The following is a 22,388-nucleotide window of genomic DNA, read 5'->3' on the forward strand; positions in this document are numbered from 1 at the left end:
TTAGCTGTCCCCTTTCAAATATGTATATAGTAATTTAGCCTACGCAACCAGTTCCGGGCCAAGCAGTGCCTTGTACTTTTCATTCCTTGACAGGGACCTGTTGTATATACCTACAATCACATTTTTTACATCCCTTTTTTCTTCTTCCTCACCAATTTCAATAAAATCAGGTTTAAACCCTATAAGCATTCCATTTTCCTTTCCCAGTGAGCTAAAGGGTATCAATCTGAATCTTGAAAACCATTTCGAAGTTGAAATTGTTGTAGTTACACAGCTTAAATCATCTTCTTTTGAATTTTTAAATATATCCTTTATCTCTATGGGCAGTAGTTCTTCAAGAGCATTAAACTCCACAACCATTACAGGATTATTTGTTAATGGATCCTTTAACGAGTTGCCTGTATCCACCAAAGCTGGAAACCCTATCTTTCTGTTATCAAAGGCAATCTTAACAGGTATTAGTAGATTTTCTCTGGTAAATTTACTTTGAATTACTTCCATAAATATTTTTATGATTATACCCACCGTAACAAGTGAAAAAAACATCAAACTCCATTTTGATTGTCCAAATACATAAACAATACCGTTTTTCACAAAACCTCCCTGATTGTTAAAAAACAAGAAAGCAAGGGCCGCACCGGCAAATATAAAAGTTGATATGTAAAAAATTACCAGTGTTTTAATAAATGTCATAATCTTTCTGGGAGAAAAGGTTACAGCAATTATAAAAAATGATAAAAGTATCTTTGCCAATGTTGTATAGAATACCTTTATATCTGGTTCAATAATTATTATGCCAACATATAAGGCGCCTATTATTGCTCCAGAGAATAATCGCAAAGTACTAGTTCTGTATTTGGAAAACTTTGCAGTAACATATAGTATAAGATAGTTAATAACTAAATTTTCAAGTATAAGAACATCCAAATAAATTTCCACTTTAATACCTCACAATTACTAAAAGACCTGTACGGAAATTATATCTATTAAATTATTATTCAAGCCTTTATGTTTTTATGTTCATTATACATAGTTAATTAACAAAAGTTTGTCAAAAAGAAATGTAGAAAAAGAATTTTCATTTGACAAAATAGGTTTTCAAAATCTCTGAAAATGCAAAAAGCCCGTTGGAACTTCCAACGGGCTGTAAATGCGATAAATTAATCGAATTTATATTGTAATTATTTAAATCTGTTTCTTCTAAGAAAAGTGGGTATATCAAGTTCATTATCAAGAGACATTGAACCAGAAGAATTTTTCTCTTGGGAAGTCGAACCATAACTTCCTCCTTCAACAGGTGTTGAAGCATTTGCTTGCACTGGATTTTTAACTGCCTTTTCAGCAGGCTTCTCAGTCTTCTTTAGTATAGGACTAGTTTCAAAACCAGTTGCAATAACTGTTATCATAAGTTCATCCTTGAGATTGTCATCAATAACAGCTCCAAAAATTATATTTGCTTCGGGGTCAGCAGATTTCTGAACCAGTTCGGCAGCAGTATTTACTTCAAACAGTCCCAAATCAGGTCCTCCTGTAATATTTACAAGAACTCTCCTTGCTCCCTCAATTGATGTTTCAAGCAGAGGACTTTGAATTGCTTGTTTTGCTGCATCTTCTGCCCTGCTTTCACCGGATGCTCTTCCAACACCCATGTGAGCCAAACCTGAACTAAGCATTATTGTTTTTACATCGGCAAAGTCAAGATTTACCAATCCGGGAACTGCAATCAAATCAGAAATACCCTGTACACCCTGCCGTAATACATCATCAGCCATTTTAAAAGCCTCTACCATTGTTGTTCTCTTCTCAACAACTTGTAGGAGCCTATCATTTGGAATTGTTACCAAAGAATCAACTGAATTTTTAAGGTTTTCTATACCTCTTTCAGCGTGCTGCATACGGGTTCTGCTTTCAAACATAAAAGGTTTTGTAACAACTGCTACAGTAAGAATACCCATTTCTCTTGCAAGCTGAGCTACAACAGGAGCTGCACCAGTCCCAGTTCCACCGCCCATACCGGCAGTAACAAAAACCATGTCGGCACCCTTTATGGCTTGAGCAATCTCATCTCTGCTCTCATTAGCTGCTTTTTCTCCTATTTCAGGATTTGCTCCAGCACCAAGGCCCTTAGTAAGCTTATCACCTATCTGAATCTTTGTATTGGCTTTTGATAAAAATAATGCCTGCTTATCAGTATTAATCGCTATAAAATCCACGCCTCTTAATCCGGCTGCTATCATCCTGTTAACGGCATTGTTACCACCGCCGCCGCAGCCAACAACTTTAATTTGGGCAAAATGGTCCATGTCAATCTCGAAATCTAGCAATTTAAATCCCCCTTTAGCATTTGTAATAAAACTGGATGTGTATATCTATTAAATTCAACGGAATAAATTGTCTTATTGCATATATAACGTAGAAAAACACATAACAATACTATATATTATAAAAACAAATTAGGCAAGTTTTGATTTTATTACCTAATAAAAAAATTCTTTTAATGCATTTAAAGCCTTTTTTACAAATGAACTTTGCTTAGCTTTTTTTACAGGCTTTAAATCAGTTTTTTTACTGATAGAACTTGTGGTACTTGCTTCTCTTTCCTGTTTTCCTATATAACTGACTATACCTGCAGCAGTACAATATTGCAGACTAGATAAACTTCTAACTTTTGGCGATGCTACCCGTACAGGCGTATTAAATAGTTCATTTGCAATCTGTACCGCTCCATCCAATGCAGCTATACCGTTACCGGAAAGTACCACTCCTGCACCGTAATTTCCGGGACAGTTTTTTGAAATCAGATCAGAGCAAATGCTAAATATCTCATAAACTCTTGCTTCAATTACTTCTATAATATCTGAAACCTTAATATTCTTTTTAAAGCTCTCACTGATATCGTTTACGGTTATATCCTGATCAAACTTAATAAGAGTTGTGGAAGCCAGTTGAAGCTGTCTCTTTATCTTTTCTGCTTCGGAATATGTAATCTTAAGAGCTATAGATAAGTCATTTGTTATATGATCTCCTCCAACAGGAATACACTTATTCATAACCAGCATCTCATTTTTGAAAACGCTTATCTCTGTTGAACCTCCTCCAACATCAATAAGCACAACTCCCATTTCCTTTTCATCTGGAGCTAAAATGCATTCTCCTGCAGAAAACCCTTCTGGTATTATGCCATCAACTTTTAGACCTGCTTTTTCCATACTTCTTACAATATTCTGTATTGATATTACCTTTCCTATGACTACATCAAAATCTCCCTCAAGCTTTGTTCCCTTCATACCTACAGGGTCGGTTATACCGTCATAACCGTCTACTATGTATTGTCTGGGAACAACATCAATTATCTCACTGCCTTCAGGTATATCTATAGTACCTGCAGAGTAAAGAAGTTTTTCTACATCGTTTCTTGAAATTTCTTTATTATCGCTGACAACAACAGTAAAATTCTTGTGATTTTTAATATCCACATGAAGTCCTGATATATTTACGTATGCAGTTACAACTTTGATTTCTGCCTGAGCTTCAGCCATTTTTACAGAATTTCTGATAGATGACGAAACCGCCTCAATATCTATAATGATTCCTTTTTTAACTCCAGTACAAGGATCAGTTCCTTTACCTAAGACCTCTACCTCGCCCATGCTATTAATTTTTCCAATTACCGTACTTACTTTGGAAGTACCTATGTCAATTCCTACAATGATATTCGACACCGAACTGACCCCCTAAAAAGTGTATCTTTAGTACTTTAAGCAACATTTTAATCTAAAATATCCTCTTTTACTATATTATCTTTTTTAAACACTTTATTCAATAGATATCTTCTAATTAAAGCAAAGTTTAAGAAAAGTCTGTTACCGAAGGCAAAAATGGCTGCAAAGTAAATTTGTATACCCAGTTTGTCCCCGATATAAGCAAGACCGGCAGCAAGTAACGCATTACCAAAAAATCCTGATAAGGAATATTCTCATCTCAAATTTTTTGTTTATTGAGGCAACTATTCCGCCAAAAACAGAGTCTAATGCAGCAAGTATGGCAACCGCTACATATGTAAAATACTCTGATGGTATTGTTATTGGTATAAGCATTCCTGCAATTATTCCCAGAATTAATCCTAATATCGGTATCATATTAACCTCCATGAGCCGCAGTGTATGTATTTTAATTATTCAGCCGGAGCAAAGAATGGATGGTTTCCTGTTGTGAAATCCAATGTTCCCTTTTGCTTGGCAGTAATATTATTAACAAATAACTGTCTGAAGAAACCTATTTTGTAATCCAAATCATCCATGTCACCAAACTTCACGGTAACTCTGTTTTCAAATACAGCTGTTACTGCACCAGGGTCTGACAAATTAACTGCTGTCAGCTTTTGGTACAGTTTCATTTTAGAATCCTTATCACTTTTAGTAAGTGCATTACAAAAATTCATTAAGTCATTTAGTGTATCTTTATTCTTAAATTTTAACTCTTGTCCAAGTTTAAAGCTATCCAACGAATTACCTATTATTTTGAAATATTTCTTTATTTCGTTTTGATTTGTAAGAACTTCCAACGCATAGCCCTGTTTATCAATCAACAGGCTTGTCCCTTTGTTATCAAATATGCAAAAAGGCGTTCTCTCCGTCACCTTTATTTTTATTGACTTGGGTAAGGAAGGTCTTATACTGATAGAGCTAATATACGGCATAGACATTGAAACTGCTTTTTCCTTGTCTCCAAATTTTAGAGTAAGCAGATTCTTTGGTTTCTCTCCAAGCATTTTAAACACATTCTGACCTGTAACAAGACCTGAACGCAGAATTATTTCATTTGCCTGGTATTTTTTATTTCCAGTAACCTTTATGTTATCTACAATAAAAAGTGAAGAACGGGCAAATAAAACAACTGCCGTCACAATCAAAACAAATGTTAATAACTTTTTTAGCCTTCTTATTCTAAATCTGTATTTTTTTTTCTTTTTATCTTTTGTAGTTTTTAAATTTTTCTTTTGACTATTATTCATTTGCTTTATACCCTTATAATTTTTGCACCTAAAGAAGACAGTTTATCTTCTATTTTGTAGTAGCCTCTGTCAATATGCTCAAGGCCTGAAACTATAGTTTCCCCTTTTGCTGCTAACCCAGCAAGAATTAAAGCCGCACCTCCGCGTAAATCTCTTGCGGCAACCTGCGCACCGTTAAGACCTTCAACCCCTTTTATAACAGCCACACGACTGTCAATTCTGATATTTGCACCCATCTTTAAGAGTTCGTCAACATGTTTGTACCTGCTTTCAAATATTGTCTCTATTACAATGCTGGTACCTTTACATATTGAAAGCAATGCCATCAGCTGTGCCTGCATATCCGTTGGGAATCCAGGGTAAGGCAGCGTCCGTACTACTTCAATTGCATCTAACCTTGCTCCAGAGTTTACCTGAATATCATTCCTTTTTATAGAAATTTGACAACCTATATCCCTTAAAACCGAAGCAATAGATATAATGTGTTCCGGAATAATGTTCTTTATTGTTACGTTTCCGCCTGTAATAGCAGCTGCAACCATATATGTACCAGTAATTATTCTATCTGGAATTACAGTATGCTCAACATTGTTTGGTTTTTTCTCAAGTCCTTTAATTCGTATTACACTTGACCCTGCTCCGGTTACCTTTGCACCGATTTTTTGCAGAAAGTTCTGCAAATCTACTATCTCAGGCTCTTTCGCTGCATTTCTGATAATAGTCTCCCCCTGTGCATATACAGCAGCTATCATGGTATTTTCAGTTGCACCTACACTAGGATAATCAAGGTAAATGTCGCATCCCTTGAGTCCGTCTGATTCACATAATATGTAACCGCCGCTATCATCTATTTTTGCACCAAGGCTTCTCAATGCTTTCAAATGTAAATCTATAGGTCTTGGGCCTAATTCACAACCACCTGACTGTGTTACTTTGTTGGCACTATGTTTTAATAATTATACCATAATGTAATATTACCCATCAATGCGATATAAAACTTAAGAAATTTGTTAAAAATCAAAATAGTATATTTAAATGCAAACTCAAGATGATATAATGTTTACTAAAAGTTATTAAATTTTGGCTTATAAAATTACTTAGGAGAATATATGAACTTTAGGAAAATATTTACAATAATATTATCAAAATTAACCATAAGAATACTCAGAATATTAAAAAAAGGCGGTACCACCTTACCAGGAAAAGTTGCCTTCAAATTATATCCTGATATTCTAAAGTCAATAGCAAAAGACTTTGAGGTAATCATGGTTACAGGAACTAACGGTAAGACAACTACTTCCAGAATTATTGAAGAAATTCTTAAAAACAATAATGTTGATTACATAACCAACAAATCTGGTGCAAATTTATTAAGTGGTATAACTACTACTTTTATACAAGCAGTTTCTCCTTTGGGAAAGCCTAAGCACAAGACAGCTCTCATTGAAAGTGACGAGGCAGCATTTAATCAAGTTACAAAGCATCTTCAACCAAAGTCTGTAGTAGTTACCAACTTTTTCCGAGACCAGTTGGATAGATACGGAGAACTCTATTCTACACTGAATGCTGTTAAATCGGGATTGGACAGGCTGGATGAAAAAACTACCCTTATACTCAATGCCGATGATTCAATGTGTGCATCACTTGGGCATGAAACTGAGAAGCCTGTATTTTATTATGGTTTTGGAGAAGCTGCCAGTCAACAGAATTCTGAAAATATCAATACTGATGCCATGTTCTGTATTTTCTGTAAAGGAAAATACCAGTACAAAAACCATGTATACGGTCATTTAGGCGGATTCTATTGCCCGGAATGCGGATATTCAAGACCTGCGGCAGACCTTGAATGTATTGGTATTCAAGAAGCCGGCAGCAGTTATACAACTATCAAGTGGAAGTGTTCAAAGGCATTATCCGCTGACGAGGCAGAACATACAACCCGGATTAATCTTCCCGGTCTCTATAATGTATATAATGCAATGGCTGCCGCAACATGTGGACTCTCACTTGCATACAGTCATGAAACGGTGCAGAAGTCTATGGAATCCTTTGAATGCGGCTTCGGCAGAATGGAAACCATTAATGTTGGAGATAAATCAATAAAATTAATCCTTGTGAAAAATCCTACAGGGTTTAATCAGGTGCTTAACTTCCTGACTCTTGACAGTCAACCACTTAATATAGCCTTTCTTATCAATGACAAGTTGGCTGATGGAACAGACATTTCCTGGCTGTGGGATGTTGATTTTGAGCACTTGAATACTGCAAGTGACAGAATCGTCAATCTAATAACCTCGGGTATACGCGGTGAAGATATGGCTGTACGTCTTAAATACAGCGGCCTAGATACAAAGAAAATCAGAATTATAAAAGACTATCACAGGGTTATTGATGAAGGACTAAAAGCTGTTGCTGACGGCGGATGCTTTTATATTCTGCCTACTTACACAGCTATGTTAGATATCAGAGGCATTTTAAAGAAAAAGTTTAACTTAAAGGAGTTCTGGAAATAGATATGTATCAATTAAAAATTTGTCACTTATACCCTGATCTTTTAAACACCTACGGAGACATGGGAAACATACTTGCTCTAAAAAGGCGTGCTCAGTGGCGCAACATAGATGTATCAGTAACCAATGTCACTATCGGAGACAGTTTTGATTCTGAAGAGTATGATATTGTTTTTCTCGGAGGCGGTCAGGATTACGAGCAAGAGATTATCCAAAAGGATGTGCTGACCCAAAAAGGTACGGAAATTAAAAATGCAGTAGAAGGCAGCAAGGTATTCCTATGTATCTGCGGAGGATATCAGCTTATGGGAAAATACTATAAGACCTGGGACGGAAAAGAGTTGGAATACCTCGGAGCAATTGATTTATGGACAATAGGCAGCAAGGAAAGAATGATAGGAAATATTGTATTTGAAAGTGAACTAATTTCAGATAATGGCTCACCTCTCAAAATCGTTGGATTTGAGAATCATTCTGGGCGTACCTATCTGGGGGAAAGTGTTCGTCCTTTGGGTAAAGTCCTTTTCGGCAATGGTAATAATGGTACGGATGGATTTGAAGGCGCTGTCTATAAAAACGTTTATTGCTCATACTCCCATGGAAGTCTACTGCCAAAAAATCCCCTTCTGGCGGACCATCTGATATCTTTAGCCTTAAAGCAAAAGTATGATAAATTTGATGGCCTCAATCAGTTGGAAGATGCTTTTGAGAATGCCGCAAGATTTACCATGATTCAAAGGATATTAAAATAGTTTTAACCTATAAAAAATTATTGACTTTTGATTAAATTGCATGTTACTATAATTTTAATACAATACTTGTAAGTAAATGTGATGAGTGGGAAAAGTAAACTATATGAGTCTTCAAAGCGAGCAATGATTTGGTGGAAGCATTGCAGGATAGTATTTTCGAAGTTCTCCCATGAACAGTTGGCTGAACCTTTTATGTAGGTCATACCGGGTCTTTCCCGTTACAGGAAGAAGTGTATCGGAAAATTTATTTTCTTTTCCCGTACATGATTGAGTGGGTTTTTTACCAATTTGGGTGGTACCGCGTAGGCTATAAGTCTTCGTCCCTTGTTTATAGGGATGAGGGCTTTTTTATTTACTAAAACCCTAAATGCTAACTAGTTTACTTGAGACTTTTGTATTAAAAATTTTATTTGTGGAGGGTTAAGTTATGATTATTGTAATGAAGCAAAGTGCAACAGCAAAGGACATTGAAAACGTTGAAAGCAGGCTGCTTGATTTGGGTTTTAAAACCCATCCCATTCACGGAGATATAAAAACAGTAATTGGGGCAATCGGTGATAAAAGACTTCTTAATATTCACTCTATATCCCAGATGCAAGGTGTAGAAACCCTTGTACCTATTATGAAACCGTATAAACTTGCAGGTAATGAACTTCAGCATACACCGACAGTTATAGATGTGGGTGGAGTAAAAATAGGCGGCGAAGAGATTGTTGTAATGGCCGGGCCATGCGCTATTGAAAACGAGAAAGACTTTGTTGATACTGCAATCAGTGTAAAGGAAAGTGGAGCTAAAATCTTAAGGGGCGGTGCTTTTAAGCCCAGAAGTTCTCCATATGCATTCCAAGGACTTGAAGAAGATGGCCTTAAAATAATGGTTGCAGGTCGTGAAGCCACCGGACTTAAAATTGTTACTGAGGTTGTTGACACTAGAGATGTAGAACTTGTAAACAAATATACAGATATTTTTCAAATAGGTGCAAGAAACATGCAGAACTTCAGGTTATTAAGTGAAGTAGGCATGACCCGTAAGCCTGTACTATTAAAAAGAGGGCTGTCTGCAACTATTGAAGAATGGCTTATGGCTGCTGAATATATAATAGCTGAGGGTAATCATGACGTTATTCTTTGTGAAAGGGGTATACGTACTTTTGAAACAATGACTAGAAATACCCTCGATTTGAGTGCAATACCAGCAATAAAAGATGTTTCTCATCTTCCTGTTGTAGTTGATCCAAGTCATGCTACAGGTAACTGGAAATATGTCCCAGCCCTAGCAAAGGGAGCAATTGCTACAGGCGCAGATGGTCTTATTATTGAGGTTCACCCCAATCCACCATGTGCTTTATGTGACGGTCCTCAGTCTCTAAGGCCTATGAGATTTAAAAGCCTTATGGAGGAATTGAAATTGGTAGCACAGGCAGTACAAAGATCAATTTAATCCTACCAAAAAAGGAAAGCTACTGTTAAAATCAGAGCTTTCCTTTTCATTTATTGTATTTTTATATTATCTATATTATGTATTCTAAGTCAGCTGGTTCATAAGTAAAATCATTGTCCTCTTTAAAAATAACCTGTATACAGTCAACGCCACCGCAATTTAGCTTATCCAATTCATTTAGTTTCAAGTACATCAACGTGTTTTCAAAAATTTTTATGTTTATTCTGTCGAATATCTCTTTTTGTAAAATATCAACTATAGTTTTTATATTATCAACCGCGGAATGCATTGATTTTGACTCAATAATAACAGGTATTCTGGAGTTTGTAGGACTTAACAGCTTTACATGAAGTATTCCGGGATCAACAACATTTTGTGTAGGATATAGCAAATCTCTTTCAAATAGAAGTGAACTCATAACCCTTGCACCTCCTAAATTAGATAGTACATTTTTCCTTACACTATAAAAATATCACTATTTGTCAACATCGTAAAGCTTTTTATACATTTTATAGTATTTTTGTATCCTAGAAACATAATTTTCTGTTTCTTCAAAAGGTATAATACTAAGGCTCTTTCCGTCATGACTTTTTTCAGGATCTTTCAGCCATTTTGACACGTTTCCGCTACCTGCATTGTAAGCAGCCAATGCAACCACCGTATCATAATCAAACTGCTTTAACAGATTCGCCAAATACCAGCAGCCAATTTTTATATTTGTTTCGGGTTCAAGGAGCATACTTTTTTCAAAGTTATTAATTCCTGCCTTTTCAGCAGCCCACTCCCCCGTGCTGTCCATTATCTGCATGAGGCCCTTGGCTTCTCTAGGAGAAACAGCCTGGGAATTAAATCCGCTTTCTGCTTTTATAACCGCATAAACCATATAGTTATCAAGATTATATTGCCGGGCGTACTTCTCAACATACTCCGTATATTCCAAAGGATATAAGTATTCTAAAACATACCTTGAAGCAGCTATTCCTACTGCTGCTATGATAACAAGTGTGATTAGCACACCTAATATTTTTATACCGCCTTTTTTCTTTTTCCTCAAAAAAATCACCTTAACAGCCTTGCAAACTGAATTTCCACTTCTTTTCTAAGGAGTTTCACATCAGCATTATTATTGATAACTTTATTCGCAATACTTAAATATTCCTCATCTGAAATCTGGGATTGTATTCTCGAAACAGCTTCCTCATAGGTCATACCGTTTCTCTTCATGATTCTTTCAATCCTTACTTCCATTAAGGAAAATACTGTCCAAACCTCATCACATAAATCAAGAAAACCGTTTTTTATAGGAATGGGTGCATCAATAACAATAACTTTTGTCTGTTTTAGCAGCTGCTCTTCCACATTTTCTTTTATTTTTTTGGCAACATATTTATGCACAATACTGTTCAAGACCCTGAGTTTGTTTTCATCATTAAACACTAGGGCCGCTAGTTCCTTGCGTTTAAGCTGTCCCCAATCATCAAGTATATCCTTACCAAACTCCTGTGTCAACTCTTCTAAAGCCAATTTCCCAGGCTCTACCACCTCTCTGCTTATTACATCTGCATCAATTACTACAGCACCAAGTTCTTTGAGTATACTACTTACTGTACTTTTTCCGCTTCCTATTCCACCTGTTACCCCTAAAATAATTGATTTTCTATTTTGTTTCATACCAACTATCCCCATGTTTTACATCTACTGTTAAAGGCACTTTTAGTTGTACGGCATTTTCCATACAATCCTTTAGCAATTTTGATACTTCTTCCAATTCGGATTTTTCTGTTTCCACAATCAATTCATCATGAACCTGAAGAATAAGTTTTGACTTAAGCTTTCTCTTTTTTAGTTCATTGTAAACCTTTACCATTGATATTTTGATAATATCTGCTGCGCTTCCCTGAATAGGTGTATTCATTGCAACACGTTCCCCAAAGGAACGCATGTTAAAATTACTGGATTTTAGCTCAGGAAGATACCTTCGTCTGTTATAAAGGGTGGTCACAAACCCAAATTCTTTGCCTTTTTCAACAGTATCACTCATATACTCCTTAACCTTGGAATACTTGTCTAGATAGTCGTCTATATACTTTCTGGCTTCTTTTTTCGTTACCCCTATATCTTTTGATAGACTAAAATCACCAATACCGTAAACTATTCCAAAATTAACGGCTTTCGCTCTTGACCTCATAAGAGGTGATACCCCTTCCGGGGGTATTCCAAATACCTTTGATGCTGTAGTTGTATGAATATCCTCGTTTTTTAAGAAAGCTTCTATCATTGCAGGATCATCTGTTATATGCGCAAGTACTCTTAGCTCTATTTGTGAATAATCGGCATCCAATAGTACATAATCTTGATTGGTGGGAATAAATACCTTTCGTATTTTTCTTCCCATTTCCAATTTAACAGGTATATTTTGCAAATTAGGCTCAGTACTGCTGATTCTTCCCGTTGCCGTTACTGTCTGGTTAAAGTTTGAATGAATCTTACCATCCTCTTCTAGTACAGCCAAAAGTCCATCTGCATATGTTGACTTGAGCTTCATTAATTGTCTGTATTCGAGAATTCTTTCCACTATCTCATGCTTGTAGGAAAGCTGTTCTAGTACCTCCGCACTTGTTGAATATCCTGTTTTCGTTTTCTTTCCCACAGGCAGTCCAAGTTTTTCAAAAAGTATTACACCCAGCTGTTTTGGAGAATTAATATTAAAGGTCTCCCCGGCCTGCATGTATATTTCATTTTCAAGTATTACAAGTCTTGAATCCAATTCCTTTGAATATGCTTTCAGACCTTCTACATCAACTTTGAAGCCCCTTAACTCCATATCAGCCAGTACCTCAACAAGAGGAAGTTCTATTTTATAGTAAAGTTCATCCTGGCCATTCTCCCTTATAATTGGACGCAGCTTTTCAGTCAGCCCAAATATGGCATTTATCGCAGCAGCACAAACCTCCGATGAACTTACATCCTGTCCCTGGTCAAGTCTTTTGCCATGTTTATCATATAAAACTTCAACTGGGGTGATACTTTGTTTTAGCTTATCTTCAGAAAGCTCAGAAATTGTGTAAGTACTTCTGGTAGGTTCAAGTATATATGCTGCTATAAAAGTATCAAACACTACATTTTCAAGCTCTATTCCGTGAGATTTGAGATACTTGTATAAGTTTTTCAAATCATGTCCGTATTTTTCAATGTCCTTACTTTCAAACACTTCACGCAGTTCATTAATAGCCGCTTGGCAAGTTAATTTTTCAGAGAAAACAATATTTGCAGGAGCGTATTGCTCATTGCAAGCAAAAATACATAAATCATCCATATAACTGCCGGAAGGATCTACGTGATAATATACTGCTACTTTACCGCTAAGTTTAATTACATTTATATATGATTGTAATTCACTTATGGAATCAACATCTACATGTTCAATTTTTAAAGCTTCAGTTGCTTCAATAAAAGGAGTATTTTCCAGACCAAACTTTTCGATTAATGTTTTAAACTCAAGACGCTTGAAAATACTGTAAAGTTTTTCTTTGTCAATCTCTACTCTTGCATAGTCATTAAGGTTCTCAACTCCGGGTACTTCTCTGTATATAGTAGCCAGTCTTTTACTCATAAAAGCAAGTTCTTTGTTATTTTCCAGTTTTTCACGAACGCCCTTCTTCTCTACTTTATCTATGTTTTCATATAATTCTTCTAAAGAGTTAAACTTCTTAATCAAATCAAGGGCTGTTTTTTCGCCGATACCGGGTACTCCTGGAATGTTGTCCGAGGTATCACCCATAAGCCCCTTTACGTCTATAAGCTGTCTTGGTGTTACACCGTATTTCTCTATAACCTTCTCATAATCGTATTGATCTGTTTCGGTTTTATTTCCTCTTGTTACAGGAAGTTTTATTCTTGTATGGTTAGAAGCCAACTGCAATGAATCCCTATCTCCCGTTAGCAGTACTGCTTCCATTCCCTGCTTTTCGGCATACAAAGAAACTGTTCCCAAAATATCGTCAGCTTCAAACCCTTCTACTTCGACCCTTGCAATGTTCATTGCATCTAAAACCTGTTTTATCAGTGGAACCTGAACTGCCAACTCATTTGGCATTCCCTTTCTCTGAGCTTTGTATTGGTCATACTCCTTATGCCTGAATGTAGGAGCTTTTAAATCAAAAGCTACACAAACATATCTTGGATTTTCATCCTGAAGATATTTTGAAAGTATATTTATAAACCCAAAAACCGCATTTGTATATAAACCCTCAGACGTTGTAAGCATGGCTGCTCTGCTAAGTCCATAAAATGCTCTGTTAAGTATACTGTTTCCGTCTACAACTAAAATTTTGTCTTCCGAATTCATTTGTGCCTCCGCTAATTATTTATCTGCAAAAAATATTCTTACAGTTATCATACCACTATTCTTTACAATCTCATCCATCTTTTGCGATAAATCATTTATTTCTTTTTCCATGGTCAATGTTTCATCACCTTTTATGTCCATATTACTGATTTTTTGCACCAATTCATCTCTCTTTTTCTCAAGTTCTTTATATTGTTCAGTAATATTCTCTTGTGTTACAGGTAGCTTTATGCTAATCTCCAGATTATATTTATCATTAGCCAACTGTTGAATTTTTGTAAATGAGTCCAAAGGAATAACATAATCAACATAGTTATTTTGCTCCATCATAACTATAGCTTTGTCGTCAGCAGTTAGCTCCTTTCCTCCCAGCTCTGACATTAAACCCTTTAAGCCTTCATTTTTATTTTCTTTATCCTGGGTATCCAAACTTAAAGTCATTTCCGCTGTATTTGAAAAATATTGCAGTGTATAAGCAGTTTCATTTTCAGAAATATTGGTTTTGAATACTGACTCTGTATTCTCTTTTGATTCTACATCTATTTTTTTTGTACTTTGATTTGACTTTATTACTTCTTTATGTTTACTTTTTTCCTCAAAAACTCTTTTTTCTGAATAATTATTCTCTATTTTCCTATTGTCATCGACTGTTAGTTTATCGGATATTGGTTGGTTTTCATTACTATTGTCCTCCAGGGCAAAGTTCTGTACTGATTCCTTTGTGGAAATTGCAGAATCCTTTTCAATATCCTCGCCAGAACTAGATGCAGTTATACCTGCTGAAATATCAGCAGACTGCCTGTTTAAATCTGTATGGGGAATCAGGCTGTACGCCAATAAAGATATTACCAGCACAGCAGCCGTGGACAGCCCTGCAATTAACTTTTTATTATATATAAATAACCTGCCTTTATTTTCTTTTTCATTTTCCGCAACTATTACCAATTTATCATGGAGGGAAGTCGAAAAATTCTGTGGCAACATTATATCGCCACTTTCTCTGCACAACTCTGCCAAAGCTAAAGTTTCCTTGAAGTTTTTAGAACATTTGCTGCACTCATTCATGTGCTTTTCAAATTCTTTTTTAGTTGTCTCATCCATCATATCATCCATATATAATGATATATAGTAATCTGATTCTTTGCAGAAATCCATTTCTTACCCCTCCTTTTGATTTATTTGACGTAATCGGTAAATAAATGTTCCTTATCTTTGCATAGTAATTCTCTTAGTTCTTTTCTGGCTCTGCTGATTCTTGATTTTACAGTGCCCACAGGGATTTTCATTGTCTCTGATATTTCGTCATAGCTGAGACCCATAAAATCACGAAGAATGATAATCAAACGATTTTTTTCGTTCATTTTATCCATGGCTTCTTTTATAGCCTTTCTCTGTGCATTAGTCTCTGCTACTTTTTCCGGTCCCGGAATATTCGAAACCAGACTGTCTTTCAGTTGTAAATCCTCAAAGGTGCTCTGTTCTATGGAGACTGTTTTCTTTTTCTTGTTCTTTCTAATAAAATCCAGACATACATTGGTTGCAATTCTATAAAGCCATGTAGATATGGCACAATTTCCCTTAAAGTCTTTTATGTACTTGAAAGCCTTTATAAATGTCTCCTGAGCCTGTTCATATGCATCTTCGGTGTTATTAAGCATCCTATAGCAAATATTGTATACCTTTGAATAGTATACAGACATAAGCTCTTCAAATGCCCCTATATCCCCGCTTTGTGCCTTTTGCAACAAGTTGTTTTCATTTATTTTTTCCATATTTTAGATCCTTACTTTTATTATAGATCTGAAATGTCATTGTACCCAATAGCCTACAAGATTGCAAGTCTTCAACTATCAAAATTATTATATCATAATAATTTACAACAAAATTGTAACTTTAAATTATCATTTTGTATAATATATACAACCTTTTATTTTAATTTATATTATTGGAGGTTTTTTGCATTATATATCGAATACTGTACTGGAATCAAAATACAAATACATAAGAAGGAGTCTGCTATGATTAGTACTATTCTTGTAACTGATGATAATATCCTGGACAATGCAATACTAAGAAATTATCTTTACAAAGAACGTGTTAATATAGTTTCAGTCCTTAATGGACGAGAAGCTCTGGATATAGTAGAAAGCAGGAATGTTGATGTTATAATACTGGATTTGATAATGCCTGTTTTGGATGGGTTTGGTTTTCTTGAGGAATTCTGTAAAATGAATTCTTATAGGGAAATACCGGTAATAATCTCATCAAACTTAGAAATGGATCAAATTGAAAAAGCATTGAATTACGATATTTTTGATTTTATTCCAAAACCAATTAATAAGATTAACAGAATGGTGGTAGTAAATAAGGTAAGAAAAGCTATACAATTCCGAAAAATGATAAGTCAACTCAAATTACTTGAATCCAAAGTAACACACTCACCAGGATAGCTTATAGTCACTTTTCCTTCTCTGGCCAGTAAAGGACCCATTAATATAATTGATGATCTCATTTCTGCGGCAAGATCTTCAGTAACCTTTGTAGAGGATAATGTTGATGAATCTACAATTACAGCATTATCTTCTACTTTTACTTTGCAACCTAAAGTTCTTAAAATTTCAATTATAACTTCTACATCCTTAAACATAGGACAATTCTTGATTACATTCTCACCACGGTTAAGAATCGTAGCAGCCAGTATTGGTAAAACAGCATTTTTTGCACCTTCAATTTCTATTTCACCTTTTAATTTTTTACCTCCCGTGACTATTATTTTGCTCATAATAAAAAACACCTCCGTCATTGCGGGACACTGTTGATATTTGTAATGTCACTTTTTTCACTCCTATTTTAAAGTTAATGAAGTTAATTATAATAAGTTTTTATCTCGAAATATATGAAGCTTATAATAGCCCTATATAAAAAATTAAAATGCGTATATAAACCTCTATCCCTGCAATATCAGTTTATGCGTATGTGAATAAAGTGTTACTCATGTTTATTTTACAATACAAGGCAGGCTAATGCCTGCCTTGTATTGTTTTATCCAATCTGGGATTCTATACCCTTAACCTTTTGCTGTGCTTGTGAAATCTCCTGTTGGTTTGCATTTTGTACTGAATACCAGCCTTTTTGAGCCATCATATCAAAAACATGTTTCTGTTCATCAAAGGTTCTGGTCAATATACTTTTTGCATCGTTTCTAAGTGTAGGATTGGAACTTTCCAGAATCAAATTTGTTAATGATGATGCAGCAAGTTTTCTTTCATTTAATATTGATGCCAGTATTTCCTTATCAGTTAATTCTGCCATATTCTATACCTCCTATTGTTGACCTGCTGTGTTTATGTGCTTCATCAAAAGCTGTAAGCCATTCTTCTCTTCACTAGCCAAATGGTTGCAAAGATTCTTTATTTGGCTGTCATTTGCCAGCTGTGCACAACCTTGTAAATACTTTATGTTGTTTTCACACATACTGATATTATCCTGAATCAGCATCAGCTCTTTACTTGTAAGTGGCATGTCCATCCTCCCTTTTATCACGTAAAATTATTCAACTTAATATAAGTCGAATTCAAATGTTATTTTATACAAATATAATTATCATATTCCTAATTAATAATAATCGTATCAGGAGGAAAATCTCAAACCAAAGATGATATTTGAAATAATAGGTGATATATGGTAGTCTATTTAATTAGACATGATTAAATTATCAAAAAATAATTAAGCGGGTACAATTATGAAAATTAGAAAAAATAAGAAAAATAAGCATAATTTGCTAAATATGGCTCCACAAAAGCTCTTGGTTTTAAGCTTCATGGTTTTGATACTCGTTGGAGCAGTTCTCTTATCAATGCCTTTTTGCTCCAAATCAGGAGAATGGACACCTTTTATAAATGCTCTGTTTACTTCTACCTCGGCATCATGCATAACAGGTCTGATAGTTTACGATACCCATACTCACTGGTCCATTGCAGGTCAAATAATAATATTAACATTGGTTCAAGCCGGGGCTTTGGGAATTATCACCTTAGCAACCTTCTTTTCGTTATTATTAAAGAAAAAAGTTGGGTTAAAAGGAATGCTCATTGCGCAGGAATCCATTAATACCTTCAGGTATGATGAAGTCCTGAAAATTGTAAGAAAAATAGTAACTATAACTCTGATAGTTGAAACAATAGGAGCGTTAATTTTGGCTTTGAGATTTGTGCCCCAATTTGGTACATTCGGCTTATACATGAGTATTTTTTACTCTATTTCATCGTTCTGCAGTGCCGGTTTTGACATAACAAGCGGTGCCATTGAAGGTAAATTTCTTAGCGTTACGCCATTTAATCACGACCCTGTAGTAATATATACTATTTCAGGACTGATAATATTTGGCGGGCTTGGATATACGGTTTGGAGAGATTTATATGAGTTCAGAAAAAATAAGACTCTTCTTTTTCATACAAAACTGGTGCTTGTTATATCTTCTCTGCTTTTGATTTTAGGTACATTATTTATCTTTGCAACCGAATATAATAATCCTAAAACCCTGGGACCTATGAGCTTAATTGAAAAAATCAATGCGGCCTTCTTTCAATCCACAGCCGCCAGAAGTGCAGGCTTGAATTCAATAAATCTTGCAGATATGAAAGAGATTTCAAAGGTCTTCACAGTTTTCCTTATGTTTGTAGGCGCTGCTCCCGGTTCAACAGGAGGAGGTATAAAGGTTACTACCTTTGGAGTTATAATCATTACTATGTTTTCACAAATAAAAGGCTCCGGAGATGTAATTCTTTTCAAAAGAAAGCTAAACCAGTATACGGTAAATAAAGCCCTGTCAATAACCGGATTAAGTGCTGCACTTATATTAATAATTACCATTGCTATTGTTTCAATTCAAGGTGAATTTCATGTTTTGGATATACTGTATGAGACTACTTCAGCCTTTGGAACAGTTGGAGCAAGTCTTGGATTAACGCCCTTACTGAATACTGCCAGTAAAGCACTCATTATTCTCACAATGTTTTTTGGAAGAGTTGGCCCTCTGTCTTTTGCCATAGCATTGACTCTAAAGTCCTCTAAAAGGAATTCCGACATTGTTTATCCTGAAGCTAAGATTCTTGTAGGATAGTCTCATATAATCAGTCAACATAAAATAACCGCCTGTATCAGTTAAAATTATGACTGATACAAGCGGTTATTTTTATTTATAAACTAAACAATCTTTACCTTTACAAAGTTCTTCTTGCCCTTTTGAAGCATCATTTCACCGTTAACAAGGTCATTTGTACCAACCGTGTAATCAAAAGCAGTTATCTTTTCATCGTTCAGAAGTACCCCTCCCTGCTGAACAGCTCTTCTTGCCTCACTCTTTGAAGGAGTAAGTTCTGCAATCATCAACAAATCAACTATTTTTATACCGGCTTCAATATCAGCAGTTTTAACTTCAATAAACGGTATGTTATCTGATTTGCCTTTTCCTCCAAATATTGCTTCTGCGGCTTCTTTGGCTTTTTTTGCCTCTTCTTCACCGTGTACAATCTTAGTAACCTCATAAGCCAAAACTGCTTTTGCCTCGTTTATTCCCGCATCTTTCAATGAACCAAGTCTTCTTACCTCATCCATAGGAAGGAATGTCATTAGAGCAAGACAATTCTCAACATCATTATCAGCTATATTTCTCCAGTATTGGTAAAATTCGTATGGAGTCGTCTTTGCAGGATCAAGCCAAACTGCGCCGTTTTCAGTTTTGCCCATCTTTTTACCTTCACTTGTAGTAAGAAGTTTAAAGGTCATTCCGTAAACATCTCTACCCTCTGATTTTCTTACAAGGTTGATTCCCCCAAGAATATTTGACCACTGATCATCGCCGCCTAACTGCATCTTACAACCATATTTTTTGTTTAGAACAAGAAAATCATAGCTCTGCATAAGCATGTAGTTAAATTCAAGGAAAGTCAGTCCCTTTTCCATTCTTGATTTAAAACATTCTGCAGTAAGCATTCTATTTACAGAGAAATGTACGCCCACCTCTCTAAGGAATTCAACATAGTTCAACTCCATAAGCCACTCACTATTGTCAACCATAATTGCTTTGTTATCGGAGAAATCAATAAACTTGGATATTTGAGTTTTGAAACTGTCAGCATTCTGTTTAACAATTTCCCTAGTCATCATTTTTCTCATATCATTTTTACCTGTAGGATCTCCAACCATGGCCGTACCACCACCTATAAGAACTATAGGTACATGTCCCGCCTGCTGCATATGAGCCATAACCATTAACTGTAAAAAATGTCCTATATGCAAACTGTCTGCAGTTGGATCAAATCCGATATAGAAAGTGACCTTTTCTTCACTTAAAAGCTTTTTTACTTCTTCCTCATGGGTAATCTGTGCAATAAATCCTCTTTCCTTTAATACATCAAAAACACTGCTCACTTTATCCACTCCTTATTTTTCTTATTAAAACTAAATATATATAAAAATAAAAGCCCTTTGTCCAGTATAAGGACGAAGAGCTTCGTGGTACCACCTTAATTCACATTTTAGAAAAAATTTTTCTAAAAATGTCTTATTGATGCTGTAACGGGCAAACCCGGCAAATAGCAGCTCATAATCTGTAATTCACTCATCTGCGTACTCCAATCTTTTCACCCACCAGACTGTTCTCTAAAAGTACATTTGCAGACAGTTACTGTAATTAATCATAGCTGTTTTAGATATTCTTTTTACAATTCTAACATATGAAATCATTAGTATGCAATAAAAATTATCCAAGAAAAAAGTCTTTTAATTCTTGTTGGTCCTGTATAGACGAAGCAGCCAATATATGGTCCCCTTCCATTAAAAGGGTATCACCATTTGGTATTATTACATTATCTTCTCTTATAATTGAAATTAAAACACATTCCCTTGGAATCTTTATTTCCTTTAATCTTTTGTTTTTTACAGGAGAAGTCGGAGATAGCAAAATTTCACTCAGTGAAATTCTTCCGTTTTTCAATTTCATAAGTGTTTTCATTCCCGAGTAATCAACTTCCTGTTCTATTAAATCGGCAATTATAGAAGTACTACTTACAGCAATATCCACACCAAGTTTTTCAAAGACAGTTATATTCTTTGGGTTATTTACCCTTGCTATAGTACGCTTTATGCCAAAATTTCTTTTTGCAAGCTGACATGCAATGAGGTTTTCTTCATCCTTTCCCGTAACTGCAATAAATATGTCCGCTTTCTCTACATTACATTCAGTTAAATGCTCAATATTTGTTCCATCTCCGTTTACTACACAAACATTCAACTGATTTGCAATCTTTTCACAGAGCTCTTTCTGCTTTTCAATAACCGCTATTTTATGTTTATACGGAAGCAGAGTTTTTATTAAATAAAATCCTAATTTTCCTCCACCGGCAATTACTATATACATTTATTCAATCTCCTAATTGTTCTTGTGGGTAGTGTCTGCTACAACTAATATGTCACCTTTAGCTAACCGACCTACTGCATTAGCCAATATAAATTGTCCCGACCGCATAACACCAAAAATCATACTCTGTTTAAGCTTAATTTGGTCAACCCTTTTACCTATATAGCCATCTGCCAAATTTATATGTTTAAATAATACAGAGGTATTTCCAATATTATGTGTACTGACATCAGCATTTGACTCAAGCATTGCCCTCATTACATTTACAGTAATGTCGGTTGGACAAATAGTTTCCAGACCGAACTGATGAAACACATGTTCACGTGCAGGGTTATAAATCCTAGCAATAACCTTGGGTATCTTGAATATTTCTTTTGCAACCTGACAAACCATGATATTTACGTTATCATCTTCAGTTACTGCCACTAATACGTCAGCATTTTCTATTCCTGCCATTTTTAAAACATCCTGATCAATAGGTACTCCTGTCAAGGTCACTCCATCAAAATCATGGGGAAGATTTTTGAAAGCTCTTGCATCGTTTGAAACAATTACAACTTCATTTCCTTCCTCAGAAAGAACCTGTGCAAACTTTGCTCCAACCTTTCCACACCCTATTATAACTACCTGCATGATTTCCTCCTACTTAAAAATCCAGATAAAAATAATGAGCATCATAGGTATGGTAGTAAATGCCATACGTAATGCCCCATAGTAAAGAATACCAAACAATTATAACACTATTTAAATATTTTATTAATCCGCAAAAAATCATTAAATATAAAAATTACATCTTCATCGTACCAAATAGAGCCAATATTTGCTGATTATCATTTATTATCTCAATATTTCTTGAAATTTTATACATCATTTATAATTTAAATACCATGTATTTTTTTTTGG

The 22,388-nt window shown here is 35.2% G+C and carries 21 protein-coding genes, 2 pseudogenes and 1 other annotated feature; of the genes and pseudogenes, 5 read left to right on the top strand and 18 right to left on the bottom strand.

Features of this window, described 5'->3' with window-relative positions:
• Positions 1-39 precede the first annotated feature (39 nt).
• The 6 genes and pseudogenes from spoIIGA to murA form a co-directional block, all read right to left on the bottom strand.
• Complete coding sequence (spoIIGA, locus tag K412_RS0101090) at positions 40-939, bottom strand: sigma-E processing peptidase SpoIIGA (RefSeq protein ID WP_024831391.1); 900 nt, start codon at positions 937-939, stop codon at positions 40-42.
• 242 nt (positions 940-1,181) lie between these two features.
• Positions 1,182-2,324 (bottom strand): cell division protein FtsZ, encoded by a 1,143-nt coding sequence (gene ftsZ, locus K412_RS0101095; protein ID WP_024831392.1) that lies wholly within the window; start codon positions 2,322-2,324, stop codon positions 1,182-1,184.
• Between the two features lie 153 nt (positions 2,325-2,477).
• The gene (gene ftsA / locus K412_RS0101100; RefSeq protein ID WP_024831393.1) at positions 2,478-3,722 is read right to left on the bottom strand and encodes a cell division protein FtsA; all 1,245 of its coding nucleotides are present in this window, start codon (positions 3,720-3,722) and stop codon (positions 2,478-2,480) included.
• A 47-nt stretch (positions 3,723-3,769) separates the two neighbouring features.
• Positions 3,770-4,139 (bottom strand): annotated as a pseudogene (locus K412_RS20260) (small basic family protein).
• Positions 4,140-4,174: 35 nt separating this feature from the next.
• Positions 4,175-5,014 (bottom strand): cell division protein FtsQ/DivIB, encoded by an 840-nt coding sequence (locus K412_RS0101110; RefSeq protein ID WP_024831394.1) that lies wholly within the window; start codon positions 5,012-5,014, stop codon positions 4,175-4,177.
• A 5-nt stretch (positions 5,015-5,019) separates the two neighbouring features.
• Positions 5,020-5,952, bottom strand: a pseudogene (gene murA / locus K412_RS20265) (UDP-N-acetylglucosamine 1-carboxyvinyltransferase); the annotation flags it as partial.
• Positions 5,953-6,123: 171 nt separating this feature from the next.
• On the opposite strand from murA, the gene K412_RS0101120 reads away from it, so the two are divergent.
• From K412_RS0101120 to aroF, 3 genes are all read left to right on the top strand, one after another.
• The gene (locus tag K412_RS0101120) at positions 6,124-7,527 is read left to right on the top strand and encodes a Mur ligase family protein (RefSeq protein ID WP_024831395.1); all 1,404 of its coding nucleotides are present in this window, start codon (positions 6,124-6,126) and stop codon (positions 7,525-7,527) included.
• A 2-nt stretch (positions 7,528-7,529) separates the two neighbouring features.
• Positions 7,530-8,276, top strand: coding sequence for a type 1 glutamine amidotransferase (locus K412_RS0101125; RefSeq protein ID WP_024831396.1), 747 nt, complete (start codon positions 7,530-7,532; stop codon positions 8,274-8,276).
• Positions 8,277-8,348: 72 nt separating this feature from the next.
• Positions 8,349-8,604: a binding site (T-box leader), on the top strand.
• 99 nt (positions 8,605-8,703) lie between these two features.
• Positions 8,704-9,717: a 3-deoxy-7-phosphoheptulonate synthase gene (gene aroF, locus K412_RS0101130; protein ID WP_024831397.1), complete on the top strand. Its 1,014-nt coding sequence runs from the start codon at positions 8,704-8,706 to the stop codon at positions 9,715-9,717.
• A gap of 70 nt (positions 9,718-9,787) precedes the next feature.
• Here the strand turns inward: aroF and K412_RS0101135 are convergent, their stop codons facing one another.
• The 6 genes from K412_RS0101135 to K412_RS0101160 are packed head-to-tail and all read right to left on the bottom strand — an operon-like array spanning position 9,788 to position 15,837.
• The gene (locus K412_RS0101135; protein WP_024831398.1) at positions 9,788-10,135 is read right to left on the bottom strand and encodes a hypothetical protein; all 348 of its coding nucleotides are present in this window, start codon (positions 10,133-10,135) and stop codon (positions 9,788-9,790) included.
• Between the two features lie 57 nt (positions 10,136-10,192).
• A complete protein-coding gene (locus tag K412_RS0101140) occupies positions 10,193-10,780 on the bottom strand; it encodes a lytic transglycosylase domain-containing protein (RefSeq protein ID WP_034847038.1) in 588 nt (195 codons plus the stop codon).
• A complete protein-coding gene (gene coaE, locus K412_RS0101145; RefSeq protein ID WP_034847041.1) occupies positions 10,777-11,388 on the bottom strand; it encodes a dephospho-CoA kinase in 612 nt (203 codons plus the stop codon). Before coaE ends, K412_RS0101140 begins: the two co-directional genes overlap by 4 nt.
• A complete protein-coding gene (gene polA / locus K412_RS0101150) occupies positions 11,375-14,065 on the bottom strand; it encodes a DNA polymerase I (RefSeq protein WP_024831401.1) in 2,691 nt (896 codons plus the stop codon). Before polA ends, coaE begins: the two co-directional genes overlap by 14 nt.
• 15 nt (positions 14,066-14,080) lie before the next feature.
• The gene (locus tag K412_RS0101155; protein ID WP_024831402.1) at positions 14,081-15,220 is read right to left on the bottom strand and encodes an anti-sigma factor family protein; all 1,140 of its coding nucleotides are present in this window, start codon (positions 15,218-15,220) and stop codon (positions 14,081-14,083) included.
• A gap of 20 nt (positions 15,221-15,240) precedes the next feature.
• Positions 15,241-15,837 carry an RNA polymerase sigma factor gene (locus K412_RS0101160; RefSeq protein WP_024831403.1) on the bottom strand — a complete coding sequence of 199 codons (597 nt, stop codon included), beginning with the start codon at positions 15,835-15,837 and terminating at the stop codon, positions 15,241-15,243.
• Between the two features lie 246 nt (positions 15,838-16,083).
• On the opposite strand from K412_RS0101160, the gene K412_RS0101165 reads away from it, so the two are divergent.
• Positions 16,084-16,515 (top strand): response regulator, encoded by a 432-nt coding sequence (locus K412_RS0101165; protein ID WP_024831404.1) that lies wholly within the window; start codon positions 16,084-16,086, stop codon positions 16,513-16,515.
• Here K412_RS0101165 and K412_RS0101170 read toward each other — a convergent pair.
• From K412_RS0101170 to K412_RS0101180, 3 genes are all read right to left on the bottom strand, one after another.
• The gene (locus tag K412_RS0101170) at positions 16,470-16,847 is read right to left on the bottom strand and encodes a UDP-N-acetylglucosamine 1-carboxyvinyltransferase (protein WP_024831405.1); all 378 of its coding nucleotides are present in this window, start codon (positions 16,845-16,847) and stop codon (positions 16,470-16,472) included. The genes K412_RS0101165 and K412_RS0101170 overlap by 46 nt on opposite strands.
• Before the next feature lie 260 nt (positions 16,848-17,107).
• A complete protein-coding gene (locus K412_RS0101175) occupies positions 17,108-17,377 on the bottom strand; it encodes a spore coat protein (protein WP_024831406.1) in 270 nt (89 codons plus the stop codon).
• 12 nt (positions 17,378-17,389) lie between these two features.
• On the bottom strand, positions 17,390-17,587 hold the full coding sequence (locus K412_RS0101180; protein WP_024831407.1) for a hypothetical protein: 198 nt from the start codon (positions 17,585-17,587) through the stop codon (positions 17,390-17,392).
• 220 nt (positions 17,588-17,807) lie between these two features.
• Here K412_RS0101180 and K412_RS0101185 point away from each other — a divergent pair, with 220 nt between their 5' ends.
• Positions 17,808-19,187, top strand: coding sequence for a TrkH family potassium uptake protein (locus K412_RS0101185; protein WP_024831408.1), 1,380 nt, complete (start codon positions 17,808-17,810; stop codon positions 19,185-19,187).
• Positions 19,188-19,270: 83 nt separating this feature from the next.
• On the opposite strand, the gene tyrS is transcribed toward K412_RS0101185, so the two are convergent.
• The 3 genes from tyrS to K412_RS0101200 all read right to left on the bottom strand — a co-directional run bounded on the left by tyrS (position 19,271) and on the right by K412_RS0101200 (position 22,118).
• On the bottom strand, positions 19,271-20,497 hold the full coding sequence (gene tyrS / locus K412_RS0101190) for a tyrosine--tRNA ligase (RefSeq protein ID WP_024831409.1): 1,227 nt from the start codon (positions 20,495-20,497) through the stop codon (positions 19,271-19,273).
• Positions 20,498-20,828: 331 nt separating this feature from the next.
• Positions 20,829-21,485 carry a potassium channel family protein gene (locus K412_RS0101195; protein ID WP_024831410.1) on the bottom strand — a complete coding sequence of 219 codons (657 nt, stop codon included), beginning with the start codon at positions 21,483-21,485 and terminating at the stop codon, positions 20,829-20,831.
• A 12-nt stretch (positions 21,486-21,497) separates the two neighbouring features.
• Complete coding sequence (locus K412_RS0101200) at positions 21,498-22,118, bottom strand: potassium channel family protein (protein ID WP_024831411.1); 621 nt, start codon at positions 22,116-22,118, stop codon at positions 21,498-21,500.
• Between the last annotated feature and the right edge of the window lie 270 nt (positions 22,119-22,388).

The organism is Ruminiclostridium josui JCM 17888 (assembly GCF_000526495.1).
GTDB lineage: Bacteria > Bacillota > Clostridia > Acetivibrionales > DSM-1351 > Ruminiclostridium > Ruminiclostridium josui.

What these genes read in the sequence shown, in the direction of transcription:
- K412_RS0101110 (WP_024831394.1), bottom strand. Translation starts at nt 5,014, where the DNA reads ATGAATAATAGTCAAAAGAAAAATTTAAAAACTACAAAAGATAAAAAG.
- K412_RS0101120 (WP_024831395.1), top strand. Translation starts at nt 6,124, where the DNA reads ATGAACTTTAGGAAAATATTTACAATAATATTATCAAAATTAACCATA.
- K412_RS0101125 (WP_024831396.1), top strand. Translation starts at nt 7,530, where the DNA reads ATGTATCAATTAAAAATTTGTCACTTATACCCTGATCTTTTAAACACC.
- aroF (WP_024831397.1), top strand. Translation starts at nt 8,704, where the DNA reads ATGATTATTGTAATGAAGCAAAGTGCAACAGCAAAGGACATTGAAAAC.
- K412_RS0101135 (WP_024831398.1), bottom strand. Translation starts at nt 10,135, where the DNA reads ATGAGTTCACTTCTATTTGAAAGAGATTTGCTATATCCTACACAAAAT.
- coaE (WP_034847041.1), bottom strand. Translation starts at nt 11,388, where the DNA reads ATGAAACAAAATAGAAAATCAATTATTTTAGGGGTAACAGGTGGAATA.
- polA (WP_024831401.1), bottom strand. Translation starts at nt 14,065, where the DNA reads ATGAATTCGGAAGACAAAATTTTAGTTGTAGACGGAAACAGTATACTT.
- K412_RS0101155 (WP_024831402.1), bottom strand. Translation starts at nt 15,220, where the DNA reads ATGGATTTCTGCAAAGAATCAGATTACTATATATCATTATATATGGAT.
- K412_RS0101160 (WP_024831403.1), bottom strand. Translation starts at nt 15,837, where the DNA reads ATGGAAAAAATAAATGAAAACAACTTGTTGCAAAAGGCACAAAGCGGG.
- K412_RS0101165 (WP_024831404.1), top strand. Translation starts at nt 16,084, where the DNA reads ATGATTAGTACTATTCTTGTAACTGATGATAATATCCTGGACAATGCA.
- K412_RS0101170 (WP_024831405.1), bottom strand. Translation starts at nt 16,847, where the DNA reads ATGAGCAAAATAATAGTCACGGGAGGTAAAAAATTAAAAGGTGAAATA.
- K412_RS0101175 (WP_024831406.1), bottom strand. Translation starts at nt 17,377, where the DNA reads ATGGCAGAATTAACTGATAAGGAAATACTGGCATCAATATTAAATGAA.
- K412_RS0101180 (WP_024831407.1), bottom strand. Translation starts at nt 17,587, where the DNA reads ATGCCACTTACAAGTAAAGAGCTGATGCTGATTCAGGATAATATCAGT.
- K412_RS0101185 (WP_024831408.1), top strand. Translation starts at nt 17,808, where the DNA reads ATGAAAATTAGAAAAAATAAGAAAAATAAGCATAATTTGCTAAATATG.
- K412_RS0101195 (WP_024831410.1), bottom strand. Translation starts at nt 21,485, where the DNA reads ATGTATATAGTAATTGCCGGTGGAGGAAAATTAGGATTTTATTTAATA.
- K412_RS0101200 (WP_024831411.1), bottom strand. Translation starts at nt 22,118, where the DNA reads ATGCAGGTAGTTATAATAGGGTGTGGAAAGGTTGGAGCAAAGTTTGCA.